At 59.3% G+C, this 16,120-nt stretch carries 15 protein-coding genes; 7 read left to right on the forward strand and 8 right to left on the reverse strand.

Annotated elements, in window-relative coordinates:
* Window positions 1-62: 62 nt before the first annotated feature.
* From GC162_14230 to GC162_14250, 5 genes are all read right to left on the reverse strand, one after another.
* Complete coding sequence (locus GC162_14230; protein MBI1369799.1) at window positions 63-977, reverse strand: hypothetical protein; 915 nt, start codon at window positions 975-977, stop codon at window positions 63-65.
* Between the two features lie 179 nt (window positions 978-1,156).
* Window positions 1,157-2,317, reverse strand: coding sequence for a hypothetical protein (locus GC162_14235; protein ID MBI1369800.1), 1,161 nt, complete (start codon window positions 2,315-2,317; stop codon window positions 1,157-1,159).
* 7 nt (window positions 2,318-2,324) lie between these two features.
* Window positions 2,325-2,708 carry a hypothetical protein gene (locus GC162_14240; protein MBI1369801.1) on the reverse strand — a complete coding sequence of 128 codons (384 nt, stop codon included), beginning with the start codon at window positions 2,706-2,708 and terminating at the stop codon, window positions 2,325-2,327.
* Between the two features lie 8 nt (window positions 2,709-2,716).
* Window positions 2,717-3,700 (reverse strand): caspase family protein, encoded by a 984-nt coding sequence (locus tag GC162_14245; protein ID MBI1369802.1) that lies wholly within the window; start codon window positions 3,698-3,700, stop codon window positions 2,717-2,719.
* A gap of 3 nt (window positions 3,701-3,703) precedes the next feature.
* A complete protein-coding gene (locus GC162_14250) occupies window positions 3,704-4,192 on the reverse strand; it encodes a TIR domain-containing protein (GenBank protein ID MBI1369803.1) in 489 nt (162 codons plus the stop codon).
* Window positions 4,193-4,841: 649 nt separating this feature from the next.
* On the opposite strand from GC162_14250, the gene GC162_14255 reads away from it, so the two are divergent.
* From GC162_14255 to GC162_14280, 6 genes are all read left to right on the forward strand, one after another.
* Window positions 4,842-5,369, forward strand: a complete 528-nt coding sequence (locus GC162_14255; protein MBI1369804.1) for a DJ-1/PfpI/YhbO family deglycase/protease — start codon at window positions 4,842-4,844, stop codon at window positions 5,367-5,369.
* 63 nt (window positions 5,370-5,432) lie between these two features.
* Complete coding sequence (locus GC162_14260) at window positions 5,433-5,912, forward strand: 6,7-dimethyl-8-ribityllumazine synthase (protein MBI1369805.1); 480 nt, start codon at window positions 5,433-5,435, stop codon at window positions 5,910-5,912.
* A complete protein-coding gene (gene nusB / locus GC162_14265; protein ID MBI1369806.1) occupies window positions 5,909-6,439 on the forward strand; it encodes a transcription antitermination factor NusB in 531 nt (176 codons plus the stop codon). The genes GC162_14260 and nusB overlap by 4 nt, the downstream gene beginning before the upstream one ends.
* A gap of 94 nt (window positions 6,440-6,533) precedes the next feature.
* A complete protein-coding gene (gene ftsY, locus GC162_14270) occupies window positions 6,534-7,451 on the forward strand; it encodes a signal recognition particle-docking protein FtsY (protein MBI1369807.1) in 918 nt (305 codons plus the stop codon).
* Window positions 7,452-7,793: 342 nt separating this feature from the next.
* Window positions 7,794-9,506, forward strand: coding sequence for a hypothetical protein (locus tag GC162_14275; GenBank protein MBI1369808.1), 1,713 nt, complete (start codon window positions 7,794-7,796; stop codon window positions 9,504-9,506).
* A 90-nt stretch (window positions 9,507-9,596) separates the two neighbouring features.
* Complete coding sequence (locus tag GC162_14280; GenBank protein ID MBI1369809.1) at window positions 9,597-10,490, forward strand: hypothetical protein; 894 nt, start codon at window positions 9,597-9,599, stop codon at window positions 10,488-10,490.
* A gap of 137 nt (window positions 10,491-10,627) precedes the next feature.
* On the opposite strand, the gene GC162_14285 is transcribed toward GC162_14280, so the two are convergent.
* The 3 genes from GC162_14285 to GC162_14295 form a co-directional block, all read right to left on the reverse strand.
* Window positions 10,628-11,980 (reverse strand): hypothetical protein, encoded by a 1,353-nt coding sequence (locus tag GC162_14285; protein ID MBI1369810.1) that lies wholly within the window; start codon window positions 11,978-11,980, stop codon window positions 10,628-10,630.
* Window positions 11,981-12,046: 66 nt separating this feature from the next.
* Window positions 12,047-12,307, reverse strand: a complete 261-nt coding sequence (locus tag GC162_14290; GenBank protein ID MBI1369811.1) for a YggU family protein — start codon at window positions 12,305-12,307, stop codon at window positions 12,047-12,049.
* A 198-nt stretch (window positions 12,308-12,505) separates the two neighbouring features.
* On the reverse strand, window positions 12,506-13,840 hold the full coding sequence (locus tag GC162_14295) for an excinuclease ABC subunit UvrC (protein ID MBI1369812.1): 1,335 nt from the start codon (window positions 13,838-13,840) through the stop codon (window positions 12,506-12,508).
* Window positions 13,841-13,958: 118 nt separating this feature from the next.
* Between GC162_14295 and GC162_14300 the strand changes: the two genes are divergently transcribed.
* The gene (locus GC162_14300) at window positions 13,959-16,115 is read left to right on the forward strand and encodes a hypothetical protein (protein MBI1369813.1); all 2,157 of its coding nucleotides are present in this window, start codon (window positions 13,959-13,961) and stop codon (window positions 16,113-16,115) included.
* Window positions 16,116-16,120: the final 5 nt, after the last annotated feature.

A 16,120-nucleotide genomic window follows, 5' to 3' on the forward strand; every position in this document is an offset into this window, starting at 1 on the left:
CAAGATGACGAGCTTCGACCGTCAACAGATCGATGCGATCCGAAAGGAACTGAATCAGACCTTCAACACCCAACACCAACCCGCCGTCCAGACACCCGCCCCTTCACGAATTTACAGCACGACAGGGACTTGACCGCGGAACTGGCAGCATCAATAGCCACAATTTGGCACTGTGGAAGCCATTCCAGCACTTTTGCACGCCACTCTTTTGCCTTCACGAAGTCCTTCGCCGCGGTTGCATCGATTCGCTCAAATGTTTCACTAGGCCGTCCAAGGGCAATATATGGACCAATGCACTGAAAGAACAACTTAAAAAGTATCTGCTCATCTAACATGAGCCGAAATGGATCGCGGTCCGATGTCCCCAATTTCCGACACACTCCGGAGTAAAGGAACAAGTTGCCTGGCTTCTTTCTATTCCGCAAGAACCTTGCATATCGAAAAAGAAGACTCAACTGCGATCGCTCTTTATCGAACGATCGCAAATAGAGGATGGGTTGTCGTCCATCCTGCGCCATGGTTTCTGTTGCAGACGTGCTCAATAACCAAGCTGGTGACAACAAGCGCCTATGAAACCGGTTCATTGCCAGACTTCCCATCTGCCACAATGTTGAGCCGATTGCAATACTGCATAATCCCACGACGGAATCAACAAGATTCACGGAGTGAGGCGAAGCGCTTAATGAATGAAAACGTACGTAGAGAACAATCGGCGCAAAAAATAAGACTGTACCAATTGTGCAAAGGAGAATGCTCATCACCGAACGTGGAACATCGGCGGCCGAGATCAGCATCTTGCGCAGAATTCCAGCCAGAAGTAAAAGTCCGCCTGCGGCCACGTATGTCCAGAATCCACGGTGTGGAAGTTGATGCATGATCTCCACAGTGATATATGGAGCAAAGAACCAAAATACCACAGACCAACAGACAAGGCTGACAGCAAACAGCGTCGTAAAGAGTACAAGTTGCCGAAACATTGTCTCGCTCAGACGGATGAACTGCTAAAGTATCCTAAATACGTACTCGCTCGACCCAACGCCGGTAGTTCCGCCAAGACGGTTAGTTTGCACGACTTGCTCTCCATCGCAACATACCACATATGCGGCTGAGATGCGCCGAGGGTGAGGGGTTAAAACACGCCCTCCGAAAGCTCCCTTCATGCTCCCAAGGCGTCCAAAAGTCTCCTGTCACTTTCGATCGCCACCTCTTCTGCTTGCGCCTTTGCTATGCGCGAAATAGCATCTTCTCCTCTTTGAGATCGCCCTCCAGCGCCAGTGCTATCAGATGTAGGCCCGCGCGTCCGTTGTCCCTCCCCCATTGTCACATGAGCTGGATTCACCGTCCGGTCGTCGAACATGTATGTTAAATCCAACCTATGTTCCGGCGTCCCTTGGGGACGTGCCACATTAGGGATGAAATACTCCGAAGGAATCGTGTAATCCGTATGGTAATGGCCGCGATAGACGCAGTGGCTCTTCCCCTGCAAGTCAGGTGGTAGATCAACGGGGCACCTGATCTTGGAGTCGATCTCCTGGACGGGAAGCAACTCCGTGGCCTTTCCGGAGGATGTCGCTGCCGCATTCGCGATTGTTTTCATCGCAAGAATGAGTGCTTTGGGCAACGAATCGACCCGGGAGGCGTTCCACGCCTCATCCGTTACACCCAGGTCGGCGTTTAGTTTTTCCATGTATTCTTTAAGACGGCCCGACTTCACCATATGACCAACGGAGTTCACAGAGAATGCCACCCCCCCCGGCATACGGTGATCCGTCCACCATCGCCCGTCGCCTTGCGTACTGAAGTAATTGACGCCGGTCTTCCATTTCCATGTGACGCGAGCATTGCCCGGTTTCTCAAGAAATATGTCATCATAAAGGATGCGATCTTCCCCGCAGTCATCGAGCAAATACAACGAGCACAACCGCTTTGCTATATCCTTCACCAATGGCGATGGAATCGCGCCGGCAATTCTCTCTGAAACCGCCACGAGCACGAATGCACTCTTCGCTCCCTGATAACCGTCGCGTGTCCATGCGGTCCTATCTCGCTGGATTTTCTCTCGGATGGCATCGTCAGACATCGCAAGATCGCTGTCTGTTAAAAAACAATAACTGATCAGGCCAAGCTTGGCGGCAATGCGGCCAAATAAGCATGGCTGATACTTTTCAAGCCACTGCCCGAGTATTCGCGCGCGCGCTTGATCGGTCGTCGCGCAATATAGCTCGGTGTTCGCGCCTGCTACCTCTTTACTGAACGCAGCTTCCTTACGCCACGGGTCAGGCTCAAGTTGATCCAAGAGCTGCGCAAGACTCAGCATGTTCGCCTCATATTCCAATCAGCGTCTTGAGGTTCGGCCGCGTCCAATCGTAGATCATGTCCGTCGCTAGCGCCGACGATGGTTTCTTGCACACCTTTCCATTCCGGCCCTTGAGCAAAAAATAGCGCTTACCTCCTTCGCGCGCGATCCGGAGTTCAGCGGCAACTCCCGCAGCGTTGTGACACTGCTCCCCGCAAATCACAATGACGACGTCGATGTTCTGAAGGCGTCGTCGGAACTTTTCCTTCCAGTCACCCGTCAACGGTTCTTTCAGGGATCGGTCCTTCATTTCGAACGGGGCATCGGGATGCTGGGCTTGTCCGGCTAGCAGGTTCCGAAGATCCTCGTCGTGGTCGTAGTCAAAGCTGATAAATACTCGTTTTAGTGCCATGTTGCCTCCTATATGAGTTTCTCTTCAACAAGCCGACGATAGTGTTCCCCAAGTACCGTCAGCTTGCACGATTTACCTTCCATTGCAGCATTCCACATATGTTCTGCGCCGACGGGGACTAAGAGATTGACACGGTTATACTTTTGAAGAATTGTGAATTTTCGGTTGTTCTCAAGATTCGCGCGAGGCATTTCCGGTGTACGTCCTTCGTCACGCGGCTCAAAGGATGGGTCCAACTTAAAATCGAAGCCAGGCGTGGGAAAAAACTCTGTAATGCGGTGAAGGTCAGCCAAAGGGATGGGCGGCTCGACCTTGCGCAGTGAAACAAACGTCTTTACATTGGTCTTGAATACGGGGCGCTGCTTCCAATTGCCGAGGGATTGGTCAATGTGCGCGTACACACTGCCAGGGGTGATGTTTCCAAGAAGATCACGAGCTGAGCCCTGTAAAGCATCAATTAATAGCGTTGTGAATACGCCGTGACCGTTCTCCTCGGAGGCGCGCTGTTTGTCCGTAGAAGCCGTCAGAATGGTCATACCATCGGAAAGTGCGGCCTCCTGTTTCGTGACTACTGGGTTTCCAGCACTACCTGAATGGCAACTATCAAGGATGATGATCTTATTCTTTGCCTTCGAGCCTCTCGCGAGTTCCAATATCTCATTCAGCGAAACGCCGTCATCCCATCTCTTTGCGTCACTTGCCAGAATGTAACCGCCAGATGCTTCGATATGACCATGTCCAGCAAAGTAGAGTAGAGCGATTTCATCATCAGTCGAAAACAATTCTTCAATCGCGTCCTTCAATACCTGCTTGTCGCAATTATCTGTCGAGGCAGAGCTGGTCAAAAGCTTTGGAGTACCGAAGTTAATGCTGCCAGTGCCGTCCCGTTCCAAAGTCACCTTCATAGAATGCGCATCATTAACGCAGCCGAATAGCTTCGGAAGTGACTGGTAGTAGTCGATGCCGACCACGAGTGCTTTTTTCGTGTTCATCGCTTACTGTCCTAGAGCAGCCTTCAACTGGCGGTGGAAGGCGTCAACACCTGCGATACCCTCGGACGCTGCCGCATATTTTTCCATGAGCGAGCGTTTCACGATCGGTGCCTGCTGCTTGTAGTGCCTCGCGAATGTGTCAATCGCATTTTCGCCGCGGAGCACCGGCCACTCTGTTAGGTATTCGGGCAGATCTCCCTGCGCGAGATTCGTGTACGAGGTGATGATCCGGGGTGCTTGACGCGCGACGCCGACCTCAAACGGCACCCACCATGAGCCACGCGTATTTTGCGTCACAAGGGCCAAGAGGTTTGTGCAGTCATTGAGCCGCTTCACAATCAGTGCGGTGACGCGATTGCTCTGATTGGCGTAGCCCGCTTCTTTATCAAGGTCGTCCAAGTAGCACGTGATTCCATGCACGTTGGTGAGGCGGTCACGCACTGCTCTGGCGATCACGTCGTCGGCCGTTCGATGTGAGATGAATACGGGCATTAGTTCTCCAATGGCTCGGGTCTTCCACGAATCGTAGCGAAAAATCCCGCCGCGTACAGCCAACAGACAGGTTATCTACACAAAGGCGGGGTCAACCTGTACAGAAAGATTTGGCACCGGTGACACCGCCCACGCGTTCCGTCGCGACCTCGACCACTTCGACATCCGAAGCAGTGCCATTGCAGTGCCAAACGGCTTGCGGTGACAGTCATGTGACGATCACATGACGGTTTTCTGGCACTGCAAGCGTCACATGACGGGGGTTGTGATGCGGTAACATGGGGCAAAAGCGGGTGCAACTCGCACCCATGGCGATTTGGCGCAAGTGTATGATGTGAAGCAGTTTGTCTCTTACGTGACGGGGGTACGACCTCGTCACGTGGATTTGAGACTTTGAGACGATCTCGGCTCTCGGGGGGTGGTTTTCGGGCGCTACCCCGTCACGTGTTTGGGCGGTGCGGCACGGCGGCGTAATTGCGAAAACTCTTTGTTTATAGGTCGAAATGAGCGAAGCCCGCCGCCGGGTGGCAACGGGCCTTGCTCTGGACAGAGACGGGTCGCAAGGACCCGTCCAATGGAGGGAGAGGGGATCGAACCGAAAATCACACATCTGTTATCATGCCCCTTCGCACATTTGCGGAGGATTCGCATGTCGTCCCACAAAAATCATCGCATTCTGATGTTCGTCGACGATGTCTACGAAGATTTGGAGCTCTGGTACCCCAAGCTTCGGCTCATCGAGGCGGGGTGCGAAGTGGTCGTCGCCGGGCCCAAGGCGGACAAGGTGTATGCGGGCAAGCACACGTATCCGTGCAAGGCCGACGCCGCCATCGCCGACATGGACGCCGCGGACTTTGACGGGCTGGTGATCCCCGGCGGGTTCGCTCCCGATCAGTTGCGCCGCGATCCGAAAGTGCTTTCCCTGACGCGCGAGATTCACGAAGCGGGCAAGCTGATGGCGCACATCTGTCACGCCGGCTGGATTCCGATCTCCGCGGGAATCATGAAGGGCTACCGCTGCACCTCGACGCCGGGCATCAAGGACGACCTCGTCAACGCCGGGGCGACTTGGCTCGATGAACCGCTCGTGATCGATCGCAATCAGGTCTCCAGCCGCCGGCCCGGCGACCTGCCGCAGTTCATGCAGGGCGTTTTGAAAGTGCTCAGCGGAGCGTGATCAGCCCGCTATAATCGTCCCCGCAACCAGAAACCAGGAACCAGAAATTCGGAACTTCCCCCGATGCCCATCGACTACCAAGGCGACCTGACGGCCGGCGAAAACCGCTTCGCCATCGTCGTCTCGCGCTTCAACAACGAAATCACCGACCGCCTGCTCGAAGGGGCGCTTCAGGCCCTCGCCGCCTGCGGCGTGAACATCGACGAAGTGCCCGTGGCTCATGTGCCCGGCAGTCTCGAACTCGCCGTCGTCGCCAAGTCGCTGGCCATCACCGGTCAGTACGACGCGGTGATCTGCCTCGGCTGCGTGATCCGGGGCGAGACGACGCACTACGACTGCGTCGCCATGGGAGCCGTCCACGCCATCACCGCCGCCGCCGCCGAGACCGGCGTGCCGATCATGTTCGGCGTGCTGACCACCGAAGACGATGACCAGGCCCTGGCCCGTTCCGACGCGGCCCGCAAAACCAACATGGGCGCCGACGTGGCGCGCGGCGCGGTCGAGATGGCCAACCTCATGAACGCGATCGCCAACCCCTCATGACCCCACGCCACCAGGTTCGACAACTCGCCATTCAGGCGCTCTACCAGCTTGACGCGCGCGGCGACGCCGACGCCGAGCAGGTCGAAGCGACCGTGCGCGAAGCGCCCGCCAGCGCGGAAATCATCACCGACGCGCTGGGCATGGCCCAGCGCGCCTGGCTCATGCACGACGAAGCCGACAAGCTCGCCGCCGAACTCGCCCCCGATTGGCCCACGCATCGTCAGCCCCCCGTCGATCGCGCGATTCTCCGGCTCGCCTATTACGAAATCGCCGGCGAAACCGAGACGCCCGCCGCCGTCGTCATCAATGAAGCCATCGAGCTGGCCAAGACCTTCAGCTCCGAGCGCAGCCCCGCGTTCATCAACGGCGTCCTCGACAAGATCGCCAAGCGCCTGCGGCCCAATGAGGAGCGACTCTCCCGCCGCGAAACACCCGGCAAAGCGGCGGCGCAACCCCTCGCCGTCAAAGTCCCGCCGCAGGCCAATGACCAAGGTCCAAGCACCAATGACCAAGGTAATGAACAATGACCAACGGACGCATTCCTTGAACCTTTGACCATTCGACTTTTGATCATTCCCTTGGTCATTGGGATTTGGTCATTGGTCATTTTTAACCACCACCATGGGCTTGTTTGGTTTTTCATTCAAGAAAGTCAAAGAGGGTCTGGCACGCACGCGGCAGACCTTCGCCCGGCTGCGCGGCTTGTTGACCCGGCAGCTTTCCGATGACGTGATCAACGAAGTCGAGGCGCTGCTCATCCAGTCCGACATCGGCGTCAAGACCACGCAGGACATCATCGCGCATGTGCGGCAGGCCTACCGCGAGAAGAAGTTCACGCGCGGCGATCAGGTCTTCGACTACATCAAGTCGTACATCGCCGGCCTGTTTCCCGCGGCGGATCGCTCGATTCGCTTCGCGCCCAGCGGGCCGACGGTGATCCTCGTCAGCGGGATCAACGGGGCGGGAAAGACGACGAGCATCGCCAAGATCGCCAAGGCGCTGCGCGATGAGAAGAAGAAGGTGCTGCTGGCGGCCTGCGACACGTTCCGCGCCGCGGCGGTGGAGCAGCTTGAAGTGTGGGCCGGTCGATTGGGCGTCGAAGTCGTCAAGGGCCAGCAGGGGGGCGCCCCCGCGGCCGTGGCGTTCGACGCGGCGCAAGCGGCGGTGGCGCGCAACGTCGATGTGCTCCTCGTCGACACCGCCGGCCGACTCCACACGCAGCAACATCTCATGCGCCAGCTCACGAAGATTCGTGACGTCATCGCGCGGAAGATTCCGGGGGCGCCGCATGAGGTGATCCTCGTGCTCGACGCCACCACCGGCCAGAACGCCGTGAATCAGGCGATGATCTTCAAGCAGGCGATCGACGTCACCGGCATCTTCCTCTCGAAACTCGACGGCACGGCGAAGGGCGGCATCGTCGTGGCGATTCGCCAGCAGCTTGAATTACCCGTGAAATTCATCGGCGTCGGCGAAACGCCCGACGACGTGGAGCCCTTTGACCCCGCGAAGTTTGTGGAAGCCCTCTTCGCGGAGTGAGGCGGGGGACCGGCGGGACGGGGCGCGGGCGGGGTTTTCGGAGTAAACCGGGAATTCGCTTGACGGCATAAACGGGTGGTGATATTGTCGAATCGGATATGGAGGTCGCGGAGTTTGTGAGTCCATTTTGTTGTCCGGCGGGGCGTCCTCAAAAAAGTGCGTAGGGTTTGTGATGCAATTGAGTAGGTTCGTTGGCACAGGCGTGCGGCTTTGCCGCGCGGTTGGTGCGCGAATTTCCGCGGGGGCGGGGGCGCGATGACGGCGCGGCGGCGGCGTTGTCTTCGCGCGGCGGTTCCGGAGGACGGTCGCGGATCGGTTGTGCGTTGGACAAAGGAATGAGACATGCACACACGCGCGATGGCGGGTCGATGGGCGGTCGGTGTGGTCGGCGCGGCGATGCTGCTGGGCGGGGCGCAATTGGCGCATGCGGCGGCGTTCATCGACCGCAATGGTGACGCGAACAACGAAGGCAACGAGCTGGCGAACCCCGGCGTGTTCTTCAAGATTCTCGACGAGATTCCCGGCGGGCCGGTCACGACCGTGTTCTGGCGCATCGGCGGGGCGGGGCTCGACCTCTTCGACGATCCGAACAATCCGGGCACGCCCTTCAAGTCCTCCGCCGCGCCCGCCGGGGCGCATGACGCCATCGCTTCCGCGCTGGCGTCGATCGCCGCCAGCTCCAACTTTCTGTTCATCGAATCGACGACCACCGCCGCGCGATGGAACAACCTGCCCGACGCGGGGGTCAACGGCAATGGCAACACCCTCGACTTTTTCTTCGCCGACCTGGACACGGCCTTCGGCGCCGGCACCCTCGGCGGCGCCTCCACCGGCAACGCCGTCGGCGTCCAGAACGGCACGACCCTCGCCGCCAACGACACCTTCATCGCCTCCAACGTCGACCTCGTCTTCAACGACAAACTCGGCGTGTTCAACCCGAACAACGCCCCGGCCGGTTACGCGCCCGTGAAGAACCCGCTGACCAATCCCTACGGGACTTTCACCAGCACAGGCAACGGCGCGGTACTCGACGACATCGAAAGCACCGCCATTCATGAAGCCAGTCACGCACTGGGCCTTCAGCATCCCGACCGGGCGGTGCAGAACATCAACACCGACGCCCGATTCACCCGCAATTACGACACGACCAACGACATGGGGACCATCAAGGCGTCGATGTCGTTCGTGATCAACGAGGACAATTTCTTCACGAGCGGCCTGGTCCGCATGCGCGACGGATCGTCCAACGCCGTCGCCGGCGAGCCGTTCTCCGTGACGACCAACGGCGGATCGTCGGCGTACATGAACTCCGTCGCCGCGACCACCGGCGGCATCATCCGCACCGCCACGCCCGATGACCTGAAGGGGCTGGCCTATTTGTACCAGGACGCCGTGGCGCAGTCGGCCGCCGACACGTTGCAGGCCGCCACCGCCGCGCGATACGCCAGCGTCATTATCGAAAGCGACTACTCCAAGGTCGGCGGGACGACCAACACATGGAACGACGACCCCTCGCAGACGACGCGCAATGACCTGCGTGCCAATGCGCAGTTCCTCGGCGATCTGGACCTGTCCGGCGGATCGTTCACGATCCTCGGCTCCATCGCCGGCCGGGCCACCGGCGCCGAATCGCCCGGCGGCGATGTCGACAATTACCTGTTCATGGCGCTGGGCGGGGACCACATCCGCTTCGACCTCGACGAAGGCGTCGACGTCGGCAACAGCGTCGACACGCTGCTGCGGCTCTACAAGGACGACGGCACGCTGCTCGCGAGCTTCGACACCGATCAGATTCTCGACGCCCAGACCAAGAGCGGGAGTCTGAGCGATGAGGACCCCGCGTTCGACTTCATCGTGCCGGGCAACCTCCTTCAGCAGTTCAGCTTCTACATCCGCGTCGAAGGCGTGCTGCTGACGCCGGTCGGCGGCGGGGCGACGTTCAACAGCGAAGGCGATTACGTACTGAACATCACCGTGATCCCCGAGCCGACGACGTTCGCGTTTGTCGCCGTCGCGCTGGGGGCGGTGATGCTGCTGGGTCGGCGGGTTCATTGAATCATCATCAGCCGGAGCCGCGGCGGAGGATGCACCATCGGGGTCGCCCCGCATGCGGACAGGTTGAATGAGCAACTCTGGAGAACGGACATGGGCTTGCGGAACTGGAAACGGATGGGATGGTGCCTGGCGTTCGTGCTGGCGGCGCAGATCGGGGCGCGGGCGGACCTGACGACCAAGAACGCCACGATCGACGACATCATGCTTAATTATCGAATCCCCTGCGACGGGCCGATTCAGTCGATCAACCTCGGCGACGTGGCGATTTCGCTTTCGGACGCCGGTGCGTTCTCGAACATGAGCGCGACGCTGACGATCGACGCGGCCGCGCAGACCAGCGACATCTGGCACTGCCTGCAACTGCACTGGATCCAGACGATCTGGCACCTGTCGGCGACCGACCCCGCCAAGTACAAGGGCGCCAACCCCGATGTGCCGACCAACGGGCAGATCATCGATCCGCCCAACGGCGGGTGGGACTACATGTACACCGACGGCTCGGCGCGGACGATGCCCGACCCGGCCTACAACTTCTTCATCGATGATCAGCCCTGGTACTACAGCGCGGTCGGCGAAGCGGCGATGAACGTCAACTGCCAGAGCTACACGATCGAAGACGGACCGGCCGACCGCGCCGATCCCGAATACGTCGGGTTCAGCACGTACCTGGTCGCCACCGTCACGATGACCTGCGACGACGACCCGATGCCCGACTGCCTCATCCCCGGTCAGATGATCGTGCTCGGCGGGTTTGATTGGACGACCAGCAACACCGACATCTTCATCCTCGGCACCTTCAACGGCGCGACCGCCGGCGACATCGCCGAGATCAACCTCGCCCTCACCAACGCCGACTTCACCGGCTGGGAGGCCTTCGATAATGACACCAAGGTGATCTGCTGCATTCCGACCCCGGCCGGTTTCGCCGGCGGATTCATGCTCCTGTGCATCGCCGCCACGCGCCGATACCGCGCCGCGGCCTGACCGAAATAAAAAAGGGCTCGTGCAGACGAGATGGCGGATGTCGAAAGGCATCCGCCATTTTTGTTGCGCGCCGAAAATAAAGAAGCCCACGCTTTCAAAGCGTGGGCTTCGGATGCCTTTGAGCATCACGTGTCGACTTACGACCCCGTGCCGAACGGGTCGATCTTCCCGCCGGTCGGCGCGGGGGCATTGCCGGGGGCGGGCGTACTTCCGGGGGCTGGGGCGGACGCCGGCGCGTTCGGCTTGGGCGACTTGCCGGGTTTCACCGAGGCCGGCGGGTTTTCGGTGAGCATCTTCTGATGCCACTCGAGCACCTTGCCGTGCTTGAGGAAGAAGTAGTACATGCGGCCCTCGGCGAACTGTCCGCCGGCCCGCTGCTCGGCGTCGGGGCCGATGCCCATGTAAATATCCGCACGGCCCGCCGCGCGAATCGCGCCGCCCGTGTCCTGATCGAGCATCATCCGATTAAAGCTCCCCTGCGGACCGGCCATCGGCGTCGTCTTCGTCTGCACCACCACCAGCCCGCCGCGCGGGAACACGCTCTTGTCCGTCGCCAGCGTCGTCATCGGCGTCGCCTTGAACCCCAGCGAACCGGCCGGCCAGTTCTGACCGTTGTACTCGGCGAAGAACACGTAGCGGTCGTTCATGTTGATGTACCGCTCCAGCTCCGCCGGCTTGTCCGCGAAGTACGCCCGAATCGCCGGCAGACTCAGATGCTCCGGCGAAATCTTGCCTTCCTTGACGAGCGTCTGGCCCAGACCGGTGTAGTCGTGACCATTGTTGCCGGAATACCCGATGTACATCACGCTTCCGTCGGCCAGCTCCAGCTTCGCCGACCCGTTGACCTGGATGATGTACTGATCGAGTCGATCCTTGACGTAGACGAGCTCGGTGCCCTTGAGCATGTTGCTCGATTCGATCTCGCTGCGTGTCGGGAACGGCTGATACCCCGAGCCGACTTTGCGCCCGAGCACCTTGCCGGTCATCGGTTCGATGTCCAGGTCGGCGGGCTTTTTGTAGAGCGGATACTTGTAGGTGCTGTCGGCGGTCTTGGACGCTTTGAAGACGGGCGTGTAGTAACCGGTGAACAGCACGCCGCCCTTGTTGTCGTAGCCGACGGAGGTGTAGCAGTCGAAGTCCTCGCGCATGCGCTGTTCGAACTGCGAGCCGGACTGCGATTCGGTGAGAATCTTGGATAGTGCATACACGCTCATCTGGGCCCGCAGATGCGACACGTCGAACAGCGGGAAGAACTGCTTCGTCGATGCGATGCCGAACCACGAGCGCGAGCGATCGAGCGACTCCATGAACGCCGGGTCCTTGCGCTCCCACGGCTCCTTGAGGTCGGGCCACTGCGCCGGATCGAGCAGCAGCCGCAGCGCATTGGCGCCCGGGGGCAGGGGTTTGTTGTAATCGGGCTTGACCTGCTGCTCCTTCTGGCATCCGGCCAGAACGGCGAACAGCAACACGACCGACAGGCGACGCATCATGACGGGCTCCTTCCGTGGAGTTCTTGGCCATAAGGATAGCCGCCCCGTTCGCGAACGTCGAGAATGTTAAAAAAGCCCCGCAATATCAGCGGGTTTGATGCCTCGCACCGCAATCCGCTTGTGCGGCTGCGTATGTCCCGAAACGACCTGGACATCGCGCTTGCTCACGCCGAGCTTCTCCGCCAACAGCGCACACACCGCCGCGTTCGCCTTCCCGCCCTCCGCCGGGGCGCTGACTTTGACCTTGATCGCCTCCCCGAGCCGCCCCACAATCTGATCCCGCGAAGCGCCCGGCACGACTTTGACTTCGATGATCACCGAATCCATGCGCGTCGCTCGCCGTTTCCCTCCCCCTTGCAGGGGGAGGGTTGGGTGGGGGTAGATCGTATCAGTTTCAACCGCTTTGACATTGTGAGCTGTCTCATCGCACCGCATTCGATGCGTTACCGACTTCCGCGACATCACTTGAACTGTTACGACTCACCCTCCCCCAGCCCCTCCCTCAAAGGGAGGGGTGTAAGACCCTCACTCACCGATCACCTTCTTGCGCCTTAGCACATGATGATACGATTGGGCGAAGCGGTGGGCTTCGTCGCGGATGGACTGGCACAACTTGAGCCCCGGGTTCTCCCGGCCGAGTTTGATCGGCTCGGGTCTGTCGATCGTGTAGATCAGCTCCTCCTTCTTCGCCAGCGAAATCACCTTCGGCGGCTTCACATCAAGCTGCGCGAAGGCGTCCATCGCCGCGCCGAGCTGGCCGATGCCGCCGTCGATGATGACGACCTCGGGGTAGAGCTGATGACCCGCCCCGGCTTCGCGGTACGCCCGGCTCACCACTTCGCGGATCGACATGAAGTCGTCGTTGCCCGCGGTGCGGATGCGGAACTTGCGGTATTCGCTCTTGCACGGCCGACCGTCGACGAAACACACTTTCGACCCGACCGTTTCCTGCCCCTGAAGGTGCGCGATGTCGATGCACTCGACGCAGCGGATGTCGTTTTCCATGTTCAGCGTCCGCCGCAGCGAGGCGAGCCCCTTCCGGGGGTCGACATAAAACGACTCGACATTCGGCTGAAAACCCATCGATTTCTTGCCGCGCTCGCTGAGCTTTTCGATCGCCTTGATCTGATCGCGCAGCGTCGCCGCCTTCTCGAACGCCAGCTCTTTTGAAGCCGCCTCCATCTCCGCCCGCATCTCGCGCAGCATGACCGACCGCTTCGATTCGATGAACTTCACGAAGCGATCGATGTCCGCCCGGTACGCTTCCTTGCTGATGCGCGCGGCGCACGGCGCGGTGCATTGATGAATCGGATGCAGCAGGCACGGCCGAAAAAAGCGCCGCTGCGGATCATCCTCGCGAATGTCCAGTTCGCATGTTCGGAACTTGAACACGCGTTGCAACATCTTCACCGACTCGCGCAGGGCGGCGACATTCGTGAACGGCCCGATGACCTTCGCGCCTTTGTACCGCTCATCACCCGGCTGCCGCGTGATGAACACCCCCGGAAAATCATCGCGCAGCGTGATGACGAGATACGGAAAACTCCGATCGTCGGTCATCGACGCGTTGTACTTGGGATGCAGATCCTTGATGAGCCGATTCTCAGCAAGCAGCGCCTCCCATTCGCCTTCACATTCGATGACATCGAAGTCATCGATCAGATCAAGCATCGGCTGCTTGCGCGGCCCGAGGTCCGCCGACGCCTGAAAATAACTGCCCACCCGATTCGGCAACACCAGCGCCTTACCCACATACAGCACGACGCCCTTCGCATCCTTGAACAGATACACGCCGGGCGACTTGGGCAACGCCTTCGCCTTGGCCGCGAGCTGGGCCATTTTCGTCGCGCGATCACTCATCGATTGATTATAGATCGAGTCCTTGCGGCGCGATTGTGTCCAACGGTAGAATTGGATCACGGCGTCAGTTTTGCCGCGTCGTATGTCGATTCAAATTTGTCCTTTCCGGAGCTATGTCATGAAACGTGCATTGATGTCCGTATTGTTGGTGGGCTGGACATGTGTTCGTGCGGCGGTTGCGCAGCCGGCGGCGCTGCCTCCGAAGGCAGTGATACCGACGGGGCCGGAGGCGTACACGCAGGCGAAGTTTGAGACAGAGGTGATGATTCCGTTCTACAAACGGACCGTGCTCGACGCCTACAAGCAGCACGGCGTACACGACCCAAAATGGGACGACGCGGCGACGACGTTTCTTGAACATGTGGTGACCTATGAGATGCGCAGTCCCGGCGCGCTGCCGCAGACGGAATTACGTGATGAAGGCGGTCGCCTTGTGGGGAAGCTCAAATGCATGGATCCACTCGTGCGGCTTTACTTCTGGCAATTGCAGCAGGATGTATGGTATTGGGGACAATCGGACGAGGCGGCGAAAATTCCTTCGGAGATGATTCAGTGCGGATATTCAGCGCCGCAAATTGCTGAGGCGTATGAGTTCGCGCAGATGTTGATGGACGGAGCTGGCCAACCTGTCGACAGAGTTTTTGGGTTGCTGGAAGAGTCGCAAAAATTCTGGTTGGAAGCGCTTCGCGATCCACAAAATCAAGGTGCAACACAACGCGTGCTTTATGCAATTTTCACCGCACAATATGAACGCGCAGAGCCGATGGCACTTGAGTCGCGATACGTGGCATCATGGTCGAAGTTTATGGATCAATTAGTGACGGATGCAAGCATTGATGCGTGGACCAAGAACATATTGAATGGATATTGGCATATTCGAACTGCATGGGTATCCCGCGGCTATGGATGGGCGAACTCCGTCACGCCGGAGGGCTGGCTGGGATTTGACGAGCACATTGCTAAGGCTCAGGCGCACCTTCGTGCGGCATATGCAGATAAGCCAGACCGGCCAGAAGCAGCATCTGAGATGATTGCGCTTGCGGGGGCAGGCAAGTTACCGAAGTCCGAAACGATACTTTTCTGGTTCAACCGGGCCGTAGCAGCACAGATGGATTATGAACCGGCGTATTGGCGGGTGCAGCAGTTTCTATTGCCGCGCTGGGGTTTTGACCTCAATGAGTTGGTTGCGTTCGGCGAAGCGTGCGCGGCGACGAAGCGCTATGACACGATTGTACCGATGACCTACAGCAGCGTCGTGAGCGTCGTCGAACGCGACGCACGAGATGGCGGGGTGACGATCCATCATACTGTGCAGTATCAGAAGCTGCTCGATATCGTCAAACATATGCTCGACGAGCCGCGTTTTGCAGATGACCATCGGCGACTCGACTCGGTGGCGATCGCACTGTCGGCGCAATTGGGCGATTATGCATGGGCGAATCAGAAGCTTGAATCGCTCGGTGCGGATCGACTCCGCGACGAGACGATGACCGCGAATCTCCATGCGGCTGAGGTGGGGAGGATCGTGCCGGCGCGTGGTGGGCCGGTCGGGAAATTGGTGCTCGAAGGTGATGCGGCGTTTGACAAGCGTGATCACGCTGGGGCGGCGGCGGTCTATCAAAAGGCGCTTGATGCGCTGCCCGCCGGACACGCCGGCCGCAAGTATCTGCACGATCGCATGCAAGTGATCGCATGGGAGAAAGCGTACGATGCCGGGGAGCGCGTCGATCTGTCGCCGAATCAGGACATGGACGGGTGGATGCCGCTGGAAGGGACATGGGGATTGGACGCCAATGGCGCGATTGTGGGCCGGGTCGAAGAGGCGAGGATGAAGGTTCGTTTGATCAATCTGGGCCGATTCAGCCACCGCTTTGAATACACAGGGCAACTCGATCTGGATGAGGCGGCCAAGCAGTGGGTTCCGTCGGCGGCACCGATCTTTGGATATGCGATGAAGCCCCTGTACCGATTCCGCACGGTAATTTTTCAACCCTCGAACCACAAAATGGCGCTACGCCGCGACTTCGCATTTGGCGATTTCATCCCTGCGAATGTACCTTATTCGATTCCCTTCCGGATCGTGGTCTTTGATCGTCTGGTGCGCATCTACATCGGGGGCCAATTGATGTTGGACACACACTGGCTCAACCCTGATGAAGTCTTCGGTCTCGATGAATTCGTTGGTTGCGGGGCGTCTAGCGGGATCCGTCACAAGGAACTGTTCCGCTTCAGCCACCTGCACATCCGCAAGCTTGACGCCTTGCCGGCCGAGTGATGCGC

It is taken from the genome of Planctomycetota bacterium (assembly GCA_016125255.1).
Taxonomy (GTDB): Bacteria; Planctomycetota; Phycisphaerae; order Phycisphaerales; family Zrk34; genus RI-421.